This window comes from Lactococcus hircilactis (assembly GCF_009601015.1).
GTDB classification, from domain to species: Bacteria; Bacillota; Bacilli; order Lactobacillales; family Streptococcaceae; genus Lactococcus; species Lactococcus hircilactis.
Genome location: NZ_WITJ01000001.1, coordinates 70868 through 85436 on the forward strand (window position 1 = coordinate 70868; position 14569 = coordinate 85436).

The following is a 14569-nucleotide window of genomic DNA, read 5'->3' on the forward strand; positions in this document are numbered from 1 at the left end:
CAGATTAAAGAGGGGTGCATAGTTTAATGTCATTTCGGACTGATTGTTGAGTTAATTAACTTGAATCGTTGTCATACCATTTCTGATTGAATGACCAGCAAGTGCTAAGCTAACAATTGCTTGCGAATTCATCATTTGATCAGTCCAAGTGTCTCCTGCAGCTACCGTACTAAATATTTTACTGTATTTGACAACTCCATCAATAGAAATCCACTGTTCATACTCATAGGTTGGAGTTGGTGTGGACGGCTGCGTTGTGCCACTTGAAACCTGCGAAGAGCTGGACGTTCCTGAAGAAGCAGAATTGCTTGAGCCCGTATTAGCGGAAGCGACACCCGCTGAAGAAGTCCTACCAGAAACACTTGATCCGTTTGAAGCAGTGGATTGAGAAGCGTTTGAGCCTGAAGATGAGCTATTTAAAGCCGTAGCTACTTTTTGAGCGGCTTGAGCTTGCTCATTTTGTTTACCTGCATCTGTCGCATGAGCCTGATAATCTTTGACTGCTGCTTGCGCTTTTTTGATAAGCGCTAACCGAGCACTGAAAGCTTTAACTGCGTTAGTGTCTTTTACTTTTTCTGATTGATTACTCAATTTTGAAATTGCATCTGTAACTGCTTTAATATCCGAATCTGTTGGATTTTTTGTTGCTGTAGCAAGGAGCGTCGCAACATTTTTTTCAGCTGCAGTTTCTTTATCTTTGGCAAGTCGCTCTGCCTTTTCTTGTGCCGCTTTTGCAGCTGCTTCTTTTTTAGCTTCTGCTTTTTGCTTACTGACTTCTTGTTCGTGCTGAACATTGTTATCGTGGACAGCTGCACCAACTCCTATACCAACTCCTCCTAAAACGAGGATTGTTCCCGCAGCAATCGCAATATTTCGTTGTTTTTTATTCCAATTTTTAGGGTTAATCATGGTTGACTCCTTTTTCTAACGCTATTACTGTTTTGCTCAATTATCGTCGGAAATTTGTTTTTTTCGTTCATCCAGTCTCAGCCGGAATTCCTCTATCACTTCTTCATCATCAATACTTTCAAGTATTGCCTTAAAAACTTGTTGACGTTCTGTTTGAGTCATGTGTTTTTTGATAAAAGAAAGGCTTGAAGCCAGCCATTTTTCATGGTTTCTTCTTGAATTAGAACTGATTTCAGGAAGTTCTAGTAACTGCAAGGCTTCTTCTAACTCTGGATAGTAAGCACGATACTGATTAAGCGTACTTAGTCCCACAGAAAGACGCTTTGCGATATCAGGGATAGACAAACGCTCCTCTCTCCAAACTTTGATTTCACTCAATCTCGGAGCGATATGTGATTCATATTTGGTTGGTTTTGCCATTTATTTTTCACTCAACAAATTATCTTTTTTGAATTTGTCCCAATACTTTGCATAATCACTCATGAGCGAACCTGCCGTTTGCTCGTCCATGTCAGCAATCACAATTTCACGCGGATTATTCTGTGCAGTCAGTTCAGCTTCAATTTGGCTTTTAAAAAGACTTTGACTGAATTGCTCATCATCTCGGCTTATCATTGGCTTTCCATAAGCTTCTCGTTTACAGAGCAGCGTTCCATCCAACATAAAGTAAGCAATGCTTTCCCATTCTTGTTTCACAAGTTCAACCGCATCTATTTCTACTTCTGGGCGATGTGCGTAAGTGGCTTTAAGTGTTCCAGCTGGAATTAGACTTTCGTAAGTCATCAAATCAGTTTTATCAATTCCTTGTACTGCAAGTACATAATAAAAGCGAAAGGACATTAGCTTTTCTTGATTTTCAATCATTACTCGTAAAAGTGTTTCTTTCTCAACAATCATTTTATTCTCCTATCGTTTGACCTTTGAAATAATCAAGGTCTTCTTGTGTCCTCTGCGGACGCTTTGTTTCGGGTAGTGCCATACACAAAATTGGAAGAATGAACCCTCCAAGAGGTACAACTATAACAAATGCAAGTGCCGCATTGCCGATTGAGCGACATCTCCTTACTGTTAGTGTAAGCCAAGGCACTAGCCAATAGAGATTAAGGATAACAATACCCACCATTCCAATAAGTAAGCTCTGTGAAGGCGCAACAATTAGTCTCAATGTTACTTGATTCTGAGTGCTAAACTGTTTAACCCAAATCCAAGCATCATGCCCAAAGTTTTTGTAGAAAACAAAATTGACAAAAACCATGAATACCATCGACCAAAGGTACCCGACAATGTAATCTCTGCGATTTGCCTTTCCCCATGTTTGAGCTGCTTTTCTGAAATAATCGTTAAAGCTCTGTCTCACAGCTTCCAATGGTTGCCACGTTCTTTCAAGCGTGGGAAGATTAAAGAGCTTAGAAAGTCCTTTAAAGATCCAACGAATGATAACAAACGATAAATTCACAAACTGCTTAACACAATAAAGGATTACGCCTAGTAAGAATAGGGCAGCAACGGGGATAAATACGATAAGTCCTGCAATCATTTTTACGCCTCACAAATCTTCTGATAAATCGTTTCTACTTGCTTAATGAACTTGCGATGACTCGCATCTTGATATTTGGCTTGATTTTCCAAATCGAAGATAGACAGGTTATCAATCTTGGTAAGATGAATCATTTCACGGTCCGGAACGAATCCAATAAATAAATCAGGGTGCTGCTTCATCAAATCCTCAAAGTCCTTTTTAAATTGAACATGACTTCTTCCAACATGTTTGACCTTATTTCCTAGCACAAAGATTTTCGCATTAACGAGCGATTCCATCGTCATAGGATTGATTTCGATTTTCTCAATGACATTGATATTCTTCATCACTTCGGGAATTAAATCCATTGCGTCGTTGTCAACGTCCGCTACAATAACCAATTTATCTGCGACCAGTAAAACATTTTGTGTAATCATTGAATTATCATTATGCGGGTCAAAGACCACGTAGTCATATTTTTCTTGAATTTCAGCCATGTGCTTCATTGCCCAGAAAAAGAGATAACGCCGCCCCATTCCTTGTTTCACACGGTCTTCCTCATTACTGAGGTTCATATTTCCTGCAATAAGCCAGATACGTTCATCTACTTGTAGAGGAGTGGGATTGCTATTGTTCTCAAATAAGCTTGTTGCTTCATTCTCTGGTTTTATTTTATCAGAAAGTTCCTTATTTGTAAAAAATCGACGTGTCGCACTTATCGTAGAATAATCCGTGTCAATGATTAATGTGTTTTTCCCTTGCTTTTGCTGATACTTCGCAAAATTTATAACATGAGTTGTAGCTCCTGAGCCGCCTTTTAATTTTACAAAACCAATAAATTCTGTCATGATTGACCTCTCCTCTGATTGATTTTCCAGGCATTGAAATCATTAATAAGGTTTTGGTCAACTAAAAAATCATACGCAGACCAAATTTCCATATCAATCAATTTCTGTAAAAAGGAGCTAGGGTTAGGAACGGGTGTCCCCACTTTGTCCCGGCGAAGCGGAACACGTTGTCCAGCTGCATCTTTCATTATCTCAATCTGACTGGGTAAAAGGGTAAATTGAATATTTTTCTTTGTTTCAGGTAACTTAGCAGTATTCCAAACAACCTTAGTTGCTTTGCCAAGTGCAGTGGTAGGAACTTCTTCTGGAAGTTGCGGTTGTTCTGGTTGTGAAGTTTCCGTAACATCCATTGTCTCATTTTTGGGTTTTACTGGTTTCCATGTTTCTTCGATGAAATCCAGTTCCTCCTCATCTTGTTCGGAATAAGATTTTTTCTTTTGTGGCACAGGTTTTTGTGACTCTGAGAACCCCTCCAATGCATCAAAATTTGCCATTTTTTATTTTTACTCTCCTCTCCTTGACATTTCTTACCAGAATTTACTGTCTTCGCTCATTGTAAGCCATGCTCCGTCCGCCGTACTCATGCTTACGAGGTACTATTCAATTCCTTATGAGATGATTATAGCATAAATAGTTGTCGTCGTCAACTATTTATAATCATCCAAAATCAGTTCAAGCTAAACCCAAGGTCCATCCATTGGAATATAGAAATTTGTAATCCGCGCAGCCGTAGCAGCTGCTTCTGCTCGTTCAATCTCCTGCTTTTCTCGCAAAATTTGAAGATGACCTGTCATATATTGGTCATAGGATTTTGGAAATAAGCAATGCCCCCTTGTGTAATCTTTAGCTGCCCGGAAATTCTCTACGAGATTAGGGACTTTAGCTTCACATTCATCAACAAGCTCTTGCTTTGTGAGTTCGCCTTGCTCTGCATTTTTCAAATTCATCTGGTCTATTTCGTCAAATACCGCAATTAAGGGAACTAATTGTTCATCAATAATTTCTGCTTTGATTTCTGGCTCCAAAACAAATGCAAATCTTCCTTCAAGAATTTCTTTGATTTTTGATTTGAAAAAATGTTTGCCCTTAATTGCTTCATCCTCTTTACTGAAATCAGTATTATTAAAATCAGTTTTACTCGGGGCAGATTTTCTGGTTTGCGCAAACTGGTTTTTCTGGTTTCCAGAAACCAGATTTTCTGGTTTCCCATTTTTTTCTGCATTAAACTGGGCTTTTTCAGGGGGGACCTTTTTCAAATTTTGGGAAACTGGTTTTTCTGGTTTCCCGTTTTTTTGAGCGTCATGTAACATTTCAATCGCTTTTTCATTTTGCTTCATCCAAAGAAATTCAAGTTGCTGGATAAAATCCGAAAGAGTCCAATCTTCTTTTTTTGACTTTAAATTTTTGAAAATGTTTCGGAAAGAATTATCAAATTCTTTTTTCGTTTGGTCCCGAAATTTTGACTTCTCCTTCGTTGACAAAGACAATCGTTTAACCTGACGCATCAGAAAAGCACTGATTTCAAAAAGATGTGCATCCGCAATTCGAAAAAGTAAATCGAATTTGTGAATTTTGAATAATTTAACAACATCTTCCATGCTGCAGTCTTGTTCCTGAGATAGAATAAAACTGATAAACAGAGGTTCTAGCTCCGAAATTTTGAGTATCAGTCCTTGATTTTTAGTTGCTAAAAGAAAGAGATTAAGTAGCTCAATCAGCCGTTTTTTCGTGATAAAATGACGTTCTTTAGCTGTTCCATCTACTTTCTTGAGATAAGATTTTGCGGTTGAACCATTTTGCTTTACGATAATAAGTAGATTATAATGAATCAGTTCGTTGACTTTGTCTCTTACTTTTTCCAAACTCCAATCAAAATAGAAAGCAATTTCTGCCTGTGGAAACAAGAAATAATTATCCCCATTTTCATCTTCCCAACCATTTTTTTCTGAAAGGTTGAGCCGATTGCGATAAAAACCATACAAGATCTTGGCGTCTGATGATAGCTCCTGGTACCGTTCACTATAATAAAACGTTTGCGGTACTCTGAAAAAACGTTCTGTCTTAGTGTCATGGCGATTAAATATCTGTCCTGAATCAGGAAACGGTGGTGGTGTTGACATAAAATTCTCCCTTGTATTTTCTAGTTTCCTGCCAAAGAAACTGTTAATCAATCACAGGGAATCGAACCCTGAGCCAGCCTATCTGATGATTGAGAATTAAATGAGGTGTTTGATTTTGCAGTATTCTTCTAGCATTTGAAATTCCATAAGTTTTTCTAAATCTTTTTCTGCAGGTTCTAAAAATAGTCGCCTAAAAGAATGTGCGGCTTTGAATTTCTCAAATTCCGCAACTTGCTCGTCTGATAAAACGACGGTATGATAACTTCTTCCTGTTTCCGATAAAAATTTGAAAATAAGCAATTTATAATCTCCAATCATTTTTTTCTTTGTAATTGATAATATTAATAAGCAAATTTTGCTATACAGAACGCGGGAATCGAACCCAAATCAGCCTGAATCTGACGTTCTGCGAAATATCGCTTGGCAGTACGATATTTCAAAATTTTATATAACACCTTTGAATAGTTGAACCATTCAATAGACCTTACAGGCTTCGAGCCTGTTGCAATCATACCTAAGTAAAAGATAAGGATAGTTTTTCTGATTGCATCTTCCATTTAGAAAGGTCTGAAACACGCCAGCAACCAACTGGCGTGGAAGGAGTGGCTAAAGCATATCTTTAGCCGGAGAGTTTGGCCGTCCTTACGGACGTTAATAAAATTGTTCGCAGGGTTTCTTGATTACACCCCAAACACCAAGGAATCTTCTAATCTTATTCATACTTCATAGCATAAATGGTTAGAATGTTTTGCGCATTCAGCAACCTTGTTTGTAGCACACCTTTACCTCGCAGGCAGTCGGTTTTTGTCCCAATTTTTGCATCTAGTGATAGTAACCTGTGCCAACTCTCACACTATTGGCTCTCTTCCGACAGTAACCTATCTATACGTGAATTCTTTCACGGTGCATTAACTTGTACATCAGGATAGGACTTTACAGTCCATACTGACGTACACCCTCTTTAGTAGCTACGCTGATAAGGGGGGCGGTAATTCAACTTTTAACACTACATGAGTGTGGTTGAACCCGAATTATTCAGTTTTAAAAGAACAGTTGACGCTCTGCTTGTTGCGCTCTTGTGCTACCGCTCCACAGAGGAGGTCAAATGAGAGATGATGGAATTGAACCACCGATTACAGTCTTTCCGTTTATTGCATGCAACTCTGCGCCTTACCACTTGGCTAATCTCTCTAAAGAATAAGTAAAAAACTTATTCAATTTTCTTTCGTAATGCTAGGCTCACGGGTAAAGTTATTGGTAGCATGATTAAATTTAAAACTAGAATCATGAAACCAGCTCGTGAATCAAGCGGTACGTTTATTGAGGTATTCTTTCCTACAATTTTAAAATATCTTTTTTCATTTTTTAAACATCCTTCTGTTGTAGATTGCTAAATCAGTCTCAATTTGTGTTTCCAACCGATTTTTTTGAATTTTTTCAAAATAGTGCTCAATTTTTAGGTGCTTTTGATATTCCTTTAGGCTCTCGGTTAAAATATCTTGAACCATCGGCGAAAGAATTTTATAAAGAGCTGCTTCATCACTTTGAGCATTTGCAGCAATAAAAGAATCTAAAGCAAAAATTTTCACACGATTAAAATCTTTTATATCCATAGGGTTTCACTCCTTTACCAGTTGTTAGCAAAGCACTCCCGTGACTTCTTCTTTCAGCAATCATGATTTTTCCATTCTCAATTCTTTTGATTTCGTTAAACGCATAGTTAGGTACATCAACAACTGAATGGTCATATCCCTCTTTGCGTTTTATCGAAATCCATGGAAATTCAATGATTCCAATATCGCCGTTAAAAAACACGACACGTTTTTTGTCAAAACGTCGTAAATCTCTAGGTTTTAATGCAAATCCTTTCGAACTAATATCCATCTCTTCTCTCCTTTATTTTTTCTTATTCTCAGCTATTACAGCAAAGAGTAAGTTTTTGGTTGTAAAGCAGAATGAGGGGGTCGAACCCTCCCGTCAAAATGATGAACATAATGACAGACATCCAAATAATCTGCAAATATTTGGTGTTTCTAAGCACCAAATTTAGTATTTAATGTAATCACAGTTTCTCTTTTGTTGCCAACCTTCATTTTTGTATACTTTGATAGATATTTTACTAAGCATAATCTCTCTCCTAAATGTATAAATATGCATATTTTGGATAAATATTTATTTTTTTGAAATTAAAAAACCATGTACCTCAGTACATGGTCATATTTTTTATATTTTCCTTTTTCAAATATGCAAGCTATAATCTTCATAGGAGTGCTTCTTCTGCTCAGAATTTTTGACATCTAACTTAAAATGAAATTACAGTTTTTCGGAAAGATGTTGGTGCAAATTTTATTCTCTCTTTAAAATGCATCACATCCGAATGTTCATCTTGCGAATCTGATAACTTTTTTTGTGCTTATTTTTTATTTTTTGACTTCTTATCCTTATCTTTATGATTTTCATTCTGGAAAATCATGTTCAAAAGCGTTAATTAAATTCATTTCATTAATTAATATGTTCTAAAATAGGATCGGGAAATCATTGATTTTGAATAAATACGCCAACTATTGGCTTTGAATGAGATTAATTTAATGTACCACTTTTTAGAAATGAAAATTTTTTGTGAAAAAAATGAAAAAATTCAATGTAATAAATAAAATTATTAGTTTTTTATGGGAGAGTATGGTATAATCTATCTTAATCTAACGTGAATAAAAAATGGAGTTATAATGTCTAAAGATACGAAGAATATCATCATTCGAACACTTTTTAATATTGCTGCTGAAAATGGAAGTCTTACTGTTGAGGAAATTTCAAAACGATCGTATATCACGCGGACAACGATAAAAAGTAATTTTCCAGATGGAATTCCAGGAATTGTTGAGTTTGCCTACCTCAAAATTGTTCGTGAAGTCAACGAACGTCTTCTTTCTTATCCATGTGAGGAAGTTTCACTTGATGTGTTAGCGGATATTTTGCTTCCAGTGCTTTGGGCACATAAAGAGGAGGCTCACGTGATCTATAGTAGTCAACTTCCTTTTCGTTTAATTGATTCTATTCGTGATGAAACGTGGCATTGGGCTAAAAATAGGTTTAATGCTCTGATTAAAGAACATGGATTAGCAAATTATTTTACTGGAAAAGAGCTTCTTAAATATTTTAATGCTCAACTCGTGGCTGTGCTTACTTTATGGTTAGAAGCTGATATTCCAGTTGATTTAGATTTGTTTAGAGATAAGTTTCTTTTTTTGATGAAAATGTCGGTGCGTGAATTAATTTATTCGGGCATTGAGTGATATAAAAATAACGTGCTTGGACGTTATTTTTTTGTCTGACTTAGAGTAAAGGTTCTTGAGCTTTTGATGCTTTGGAATAGGTTTCTTCTGATGGTTTTGCAAACCAAAGATAAGCACCGTAGCAGGCATTGATGAGCATCAAAATTTGGAGAATGAACATTCCAAATGCGGTATGACCTTGGGTTAAGTAGTTATTATACCAAATTACGACGTTAATGATATCAATAAGAAACCAAACAATCCATTGGCTTCGATAACCAAAAGTCATCAACATTTGTCCAATAATCGCAAGCGGTAAGAGCGTGGCGTCAAGAACAATTTGTTGTCCATTAAGATGAGCAGAGGTCAGTAATACGAGAGCGTAGATGATTGCAAAACCAATAATTGAAATAAGTGTCATTTTTACTGTGATTTTCCTTGGTGCTACTTCTTTTGTGTCTGTTTTGTTGAGTGATTTTTGCCAAGCGTAAGCACCAACAAATTGCATGAGCAAGTAATAAGTCTGACTAAACATATCTCCAAAAAGATGCGAGTGGACTGCAACGATGAGCCAAAAAATAGTGGCTACCGTTCCCCAAGCGTAGTTAGTCAATCTTCCGCGATTAACTAAAATTAAATTAACAATGGTAAAAATGCCGACTATTAATGATAAATTGCTCATTAGATCAAAGGCACCAGAAAGAAAATAAGCGAAGATTTGAACTCCAGTCAGTGTGAACAGTAAAATATAGTCTTTTACGGTCATGGTGAGGAGTTCGTTTACGATTTTTTTTGGATTAAAGGCATCTTCTATCCCTTGAATGAGGAGGTTTGTATTCATTTTTTTCTACTTTCTATTTTTGACTTATTTTAATAATTGATTTACTTCACTGACCGCATGAAGGTAACGAAGGTAAAAACCTTCATATTTATCGTTCCCACGATCATCTAAAATAACGACTTTATCTTTAAACCCATACTTTTTGATGATTTGCAAAAGTGTTTGATGGTAATCCATCTTTGTTGCTTCCCAATCCATATTTCTAAACCCGTCATTCACATATTCTGTAATGGGAGGGATGATAAAAATTAAATCAAAATCTTGTTTATTGATGAACAGATTAAAAATGGATTCTAATTCTTGATTGTCTTTTGGAGAGAGATAAAGTTGCGCGTACGCTCTGGTAACCATCACATCAGTATCAAAGATCGTTAGTCCGTTATTTGATGGACTGATGACTTCTTTATAATTTGCATTCCATTGCCCCATGATGAACTCTGCATAATCGGACGCTTTGAGTTCAGCGTCAGTGACGTTATTTTGTTCTTCGTAAAGTCGTGCATATTCTTCTGAAAAAGGAGCGTTAAACGTGCGTGCGAGGCGCTTGACTAACGTTGATTTTCCTGTTGACGCGGATCCTGCGACGAGTACTTTTTTTGTAAAGTGACGCCGAAAAATTCGATTGATTGAATTCCAGTGTTTTAGTGGGTGTTCACGGATTTCTGTTGCTGTGATTGGAATTAATGTGCGATCTTGCAAGTTGATTTCAAAGTTATGTGGTAATCTTTTTTTTAGTTCATCCACATACTCAGGCTCGCCAACATAAGCTTTGAATTGATGTGAGCCTGAGTCTTTTAAATTATTTTGGATGATATCGTTAAATTTGAGTGTCCAATCATCCCAACCTTCTGGATAACGTGATAAATCGGACTCGTCCAATAGATCAATGCGGAGATTTAATTCATCGTTAAAGGCTTCCCTTAAATATCTAAAACGCTTTTCAAGCGGAAGACCAATCACATCTCCGCGATCTCCTTTGTAACCAGAAACAATCAAAACGACACCATCGTTTTCCATTAGCGCTTTATAAATAATCGCTTGGTGCCCATTGTGTAATGGAGCAAATGTCCCAAATACCACCCCGATTTTTTTTCCTGCAATCTTTTCTTTATTAAGATTTGCTGTTTCCATCTTTTTCATTCCTTTTTATTAAAATTATACTATATCTAAATTGATTTAGATATAGTATATCTTTAATAGTTTGTTTTGTCAACTGATAATTGTTTTTTTTTTCAAAAAAAATCCGAAATTTATATTCCGGAGATTTTAGACATTATTTTCTTGTTCAGGATTAAAACTAAATAGTGTTTTTGGTCGTCCTGAGGATTGTTCATTGATTGTGATTTGTCCTACTTTTTGAAAGATTTCTAGTCGTTTGACGTAAGTCGTGACGATATTTGATGGGTTGTAGGTTTCGTTAAATTTGGGATCAAAATAAAAGAATAGTTTTTTTAATTGATTGCTGGTGAAGGTTGGTCCAAGAACTTTTGCAACATCTGCATTAAACGTGAGCGAAGATTTAATGCGTTTAAATGTTGTTTTGATGATTTGTGCATGATCGAACGCTAAATCTTGATCCAGATGAATGATTTTTTTATCTTGTGTCATAAAATACGGGAGTTGTTTTTTATTTTCAGCAGGAATAATCGAAACCCATTCACAAGCGCTCGCATCATCTCCTGCTTTGGGATCGACAAAAGGATATAAAAAAGTGGTGTGGGCGATGGTGATGGTCCATCCTCTTGGGTCACGAAATGGTGTTGAGAATGCTCCAATTTGCCACATTTGATTTTCACTTTCAATTTTAACGTTTGTTTCTTCAAACGTTTCACGTTTTGCAGCTTCTTTTGCATCTTCATTGGGATTAATAAATCCTCCAGGCAGTGCATATTTATCTTTAAATGGGTGTGCTGCTCGTTTTATGAGCAACAATTTCAATTGATTTTCTTTTTTGTCAAAAGCAAAAATTACATTATCTATCGTAACGGATGGTTTTTCATATTTTTTAATGTCTTGGGTTTTGTACCACTCAAGGAATTCTGATGCTGTGGCTTCTTGTTCGTAATATTGATTTTCTGTCATATTTTCACTCCATTATTATCATTATATCGTATCTTTAAATTTTAATCAAAAGTGAGAAAATTGGGTGCTGTAGGTTTTAGAGATGATCTTCTGTGGTGTCGTTTGGGAAAATAAATTTTTTTAAGATGATAATCCCGATAATCAAGATTAATATTGCACCTGATATGGCTAAAACGCCAAATAATTCATCATGATAAATAAGTAATACTCGAATTAAAGCGGTTACTCCAAGTGATAAAAGAAAGATTAAAGACACGTGTCCTTTATTTCGAATGGAGGTCACAATCAAAGTTAAAAATTCAAAAAGAATAAAGAATGACAAAACACCCTCTAAAATTTTGTAATAGCGCCCTGTGTCTGCAGTTTGAAACACCAACATGAACATGTAATAAACTTCTCTAAATAAGAAAAACGCAATCGCTAAACCAACGAGCATCAGTGAAATGTAACTGATTTTTTCTAAAAATTTTGCGACTTTTAATTCAAAATGATCAAAATATTTTTTCATTTTTCCTCCTGTGAATTGATGATTGAGTAAATTCTTCTCTCATTATCTTATCATGAATCGGACAAGAACAAAAGTCTTAGTGATTAAAAAGCTGTCAGTACTGACAGCTCTCAAAACCTTTTTTGTCAGTACTGACAGAAATTTTTCTTTAGTTTGCAGTGCTGGAAGAACTTTCTTCCATCTTTTTGGCATAATCAATCGCAAGAACAATTCCAAGAACAAGGAGGATATTTTCTTCTGTACTGTCGTCATCAATGACAATCATGTATTTATCCCTAATTGAAAACCATTTTTTATCGACGTGTCCAATAGGCGAATTGGATTTAAGAATCTCAAAATTCATGTCCCAAATATTACCGTTGATTTCAATGTTTTTTGATTCGATATCGTACTTGGGCTTAAAAAGTGAAAACCGTTTTGAAATCGTCATTTGCTCTTTTCCATCAATGCTTAGAAAAAATTTAGGAAGCAATGAAAATACTTTGTGAGTAATGACAGCGCGCTCGTTGCCTAAAACATCATAAATTTGAAAACGTTTTGGAACTTGAAACAAACTTCCTTTGATCTGATAACATTCTCTCTCATTTTCATCAGTGACCCAAAATGAGCCTGATAATGAAAAAAGTTTTTGATTGACGATTAATTTTTTCATCGCATTTTCCTCTAATTTTATTTTTAAATCTATTATATCAAAAAAACTCATACTCTTATCACACTTTTGTGTCCTGTATTCGAAATTTTACGCCAAAGTATTTATCAAACTCGTGTGTTCGCTTATTCTGATGGATATTGTCGTCTTTATTTGCTTGAAATAGAGGGAGGAATCTGTGATTTTTTTATAAAAATGCTAAATCAAATTTAAGCTTCCGCTTTTAAAGTAAAGCGTTGCTGAAATTAAGTACAAGAGGATACACAAACCTGAAATTCCTTGGAAATTTGGGAAATTCGTGATCAAGATTCCACCAATCATTCCGGAAATTGTTGATCCTGCGTACATTGCAGCATTGCCAAGAGAAGACATGGTACTTTTATCTTTTATAGGTGTACTTTGCATTAAGGTCATGAATATTGGAAAAACAAAACCGTTGAGCATCATGATCAGTGTCAAAATTGCTGTTCCCCAAAGACTAGATTTTGAAAATGGAATACTGAGATAAAGTAAAATGAGAATACCAAAACCTAAGAAAAGAGAGGTTTTTGCGCCTATTTGTTTTATCAGTTGACTGCCAAATGTGGTCCCTACAAGATTTCCAAATCCAATGAAAATCATTGCAAAACCTACTCCTGTAATTGACACTGAGAAATCTTTTTCAAGCCAAGTTCCGATAAAATTAAGCACCGTAAAGTTTCCTGTCTGAAAGATAAAGTAAGCAATAATAACAGCAACAGAAACACGATCGTTTATGATGGAGTGGTAAATTTTTATCATGTTGCGTTTTTGCTTTGACTGATTTTGTGGCAAAACATTGGGCAGCAAGAAATTGGCCACGACAGCAACAAGGAGTGATAAAAAAGAGACGACCAAAAAAGGCGTTCTCCACGAAATACTGGCTAAAAAACTCCCGATTGGGACACCTGCGAGCTGTGATACTGAAATTGCAGCTCCAACATATCCCATTGATTTCATGACCTCTTTTTTCTTAACAACGCGTGGAACAGAGGCCCAAATTTGGGGTGCAGCGATTGCCGCAAAAGCACCTGCTAAAAATCTAAAAATAAGCATGAAACTAAAATTAAATGCAAAAGCACATAAAAAGGTCGCTAAGCCAAAACCAGTAAATCCAAAGAGGAGCACCTTCTTTTTATCGCGCTGATCTGAAATTGGTCCTGCAATTATAGCAAACAGCACATAACCTATGGCGTAAGCACTGACAATCCAGCCAGACTGAGTTGTTGGGACATGATAAAGATGTGATAAAAGTGGTAAGAGTGGCGAAACTAAAAACGTATCGGTACCAATCAAAAACATAATTAAAAAGTAAAGTGAAATGGTTTTTTTCATGTGAATTTCTCCAATTTTTTTATTGTAAAACACATCAATATATTTATATGTTTCGATGTATTGCTTAAAAATTTTTCTTTCCTAGAGGAGCTCTAGGAAATTTGGGAAAAATGATTTGAGCAAGTCATGATTAATCGTAACAAACTTTTCTCTTGCTTCTTTTCTCACTGTGATTAATCCAGCTTCCCTGAGCATTTTCATGTGATAAGACATGGTCGGTTGACTCATGTCAATCTGATCATTAAACACATTACAAGCACATTCCCCATAATAATCGTGATTTTTGATGATTCTCAGAATGTCTAAACGCGTTGGATCAGAGAGTGCTTTAAAAATTTTTACGAGCTGTTCATCGCTTAGTGTTGTATTATTGAGCTTTGATTTATTTAAATCCATAAATGTATTTTATCACAGAATTGCTAACGTTGCAAGAAAATGGAACAAAAAATGATAACTTCTGACAATGTA

The 14569-nt window shown here is 35.9% G+C and carries 18 protein-coding genes and 1 tRNA gene; 1 reads left to right on the forward strand and 18 read right to left on the reverse strand.

The window, feature by feature from the left end; all coding sequences use genetic code 11:
- Positions 1-51: 51 nt before the first annotated feature.
- From GHI93_RS00310 to GHI93_RS00360, 11 genes are all read right to left on the reverse strand, one after another.
- Positions 52-909 (reverse strand): hypothetical protein, encoded by an 858-nt coding sequence (locus GHI93_RS00310; RefSeq protein WP_153494546.1) that lies wholly within the window; start codon positions 907-909, stop codon positions 52-54.
- 36 nt (positions 910-945) lie between these two features.
- Positions 946-1329, reverse strand: a complete 384-nt coding sequence (locus tag GHI93_RS00315) for a hypothetical protein (RefSeq protein ID WP_153494548.1) — start codon at positions 1327-1329, stop codon at positions 946-948.
- The gene (locus tag GHI93_RS00320) at positions 1330-1806 is read right to left on the reverse strand and encodes a hypothetical protein (RefSeq protein ID WP_153494550.1); all 477 of its coding nucleotides are present in this window, start codon (positions 1804-1806) and stop codon (positions 1330-1332) included.
- A gap of 1 nt (position 1807) precedes the next feature.
- Positions 1808-2365, reverse strand: coding sequence for a DUF805 domain-containing protein (locus GHI93_RS00325; RefSeq protein WP_170272348.1), 558 nt, complete (start codon positions 2363-2365; stop codon positions 1808-1810).
- Between the two features lie 83 nt (positions 2366-2448).
- Entirely contained in the window at positions 2449-3276 is an 828-nt protein-coding gene (locus GHI93_RS00330; protein WP_153494554.1) for a ParA family protein, read from the reverse strand.
- Positions 3273-3770, reverse strand: coding sequence for a hypothetical protein (locus GHI93_RS00335; RefSeq protein WP_153494556.1), 498 nt, complete (start codon positions 3768-3770; stop codon positions 3273-3275). Before GHI93_RS00335 ends, GHI93_RS00330 begins: the two co-directional genes overlap by 4 nt.
- A 183-nt stretch (positions 3771-3953) precedes the next feature.
- Positions 3954-5396, reverse strand: coding sequence for a replication initiator protein A (locus GHI93_RS00340; RefSeq protein ID WP_153494558.1), 1443 nt, complete (start codon positions 5394-5396; stop codon positions 3954-3956).
- A gap of 96 nt (positions 5397-5492) precedes the next feature.
- Positions 5493-5714, reverse strand: a complete 222-nt coding sequence (locus tag GHI93_RS00345) for a hypothetical protein (protein WP_170272349.1) — start codon at positions 5712-5714, stop codon at positions 5493-5495.
- Positions 5715-6502: 788 nt separating this feature from the next.
- Positions 6503-6587, reverse strand: a tRNA-OTHER gene (locus tag GHI93_RS00350).
- 167 nt (positions 6588-6754) lie between these two features.
- Complete coding sequence (locus tag GHI93_RS00355) at positions 6755-7009, reverse strand: hypothetical protein (RefSeq protein ID WP_153494562.1); 255 nt, start codon at positions 7007-7009, stop codon at positions 6755-6757.
- The gene (locus GHI93_RS00360; RefSeq protein WP_153494564.1) at positions 6990-7280 is read right to left on the reverse strand and encodes a hypothetical protein; all 291 of its coding nucleotides are present in this window, start codon (positions 7278-7280) and stop codon (positions 6990-6992) included. The genes GHI93_RS00355 and GHI93_RS00360 overlap by 20 nt, the downstream gene beginning before the upstream one ends.
- Positions 7281-8122: 842 nt before the next feature.
- On the opposite strand from GHI93_RS00360, the gene GHI93_RS00365 reads away from it, so the two are divergent.
- On the forward strand, positions 8123-8689 hold the full coding sequence (locus tag GHI93_RS00365; RefSeq protein ID WP_153494566.1) for a TetR/AcrR family transcriptional regulator: 567 nt from the start codon (positions 8123-8125) through the stop codon (positions 8687-8689).
- A gap of 40 nt (positions 8690-8729) precedes the next feature.
- On the opposite strand, the gene pnuC is transcribed toward GHI93_RS00365, so the two are convergent.
- The 7 genes from pnuC to GHI93_RS00405 form a co-directional block, all read right to left on the reverse strand.
- Entirely contained in the window at positions 8730-9509 is a 780-nt protein-coding gene (gene pnuC / locus GHI93_RS00370; RefSeq protein WP_153494567.1) for a nicotinamide riboside transporter PnuC, read from the reverse strand.
- Positions 9510-9533: 24 nt separating this feature from the next.
- Complete coding sequence (locus tag GHI93_RS00375; RefSeq protein WP_153494569.1) at positions 9534-10640, reverse strand: nicotinamide-nucleotide adenylyltransferase; 1107 nt, start codon at positions 10638-10640, stop codon at positions 9534-9536.
- A 135-nt stretch (positions 10641-10775) separates the two neighbouring features.
- Entirely contained in the window at positions 10776-11591 is an 816-nt protein-coding gene (locus tag GHI93_RS00380; protein WP_153494570.1) for an NUDIX domain-containing protein, read from the reverse strand.
- A 76-nt stretch (positions 11592-11667) separates the two neighbouring features.
- On the reverse strand, positions 11668-12099 hold the full coding sequence (gene psiE, locus GHI93_RS00385; protein WP_153494572.1) for a phosphate-starvation-inducible protein PsiE: 432 nt from the start codon (positions 12097-12099) through the stop codon (positions 11668-11670).
- A gap of 148 nt (positions 12100-12247) precedes the next feature.
- Positions 12248-12751, reverse strand: a complete 504-nt coding sequence (locus GHI93_RS00395) for an LURP-one-related/scramblase family protein (RefSeq protein ID WP_170272350.1) — start codon at positions 12749-12751, stop codon at positions 12248-12250.
- Positions 12752-12946: 195 nt separating this feature from the next.
- Complete coding sequence (locus tag GHI93_RS00400) at positions 12947-14101, reverse strand: MFS transporter (RefSeq protein WP_153494577.1); 1155 nt, start codon at positions 14099-14101, stop codon at positions 12947-12949.
- Between the two features lie 81 nt (positions 14102-14182).
- Complete coding sequence (locus GHI93_RS00405) at positions 14183-14497, reverse strand: ArsR/SmtB family transcription factor (RefSeq protein ID WP_153494579.1); 315 nt, start codon at positions 14495-14497, stop codon at positions 14183-14185.
- Positions 14498-14569 lie beyond the last annotated feature (72 nt).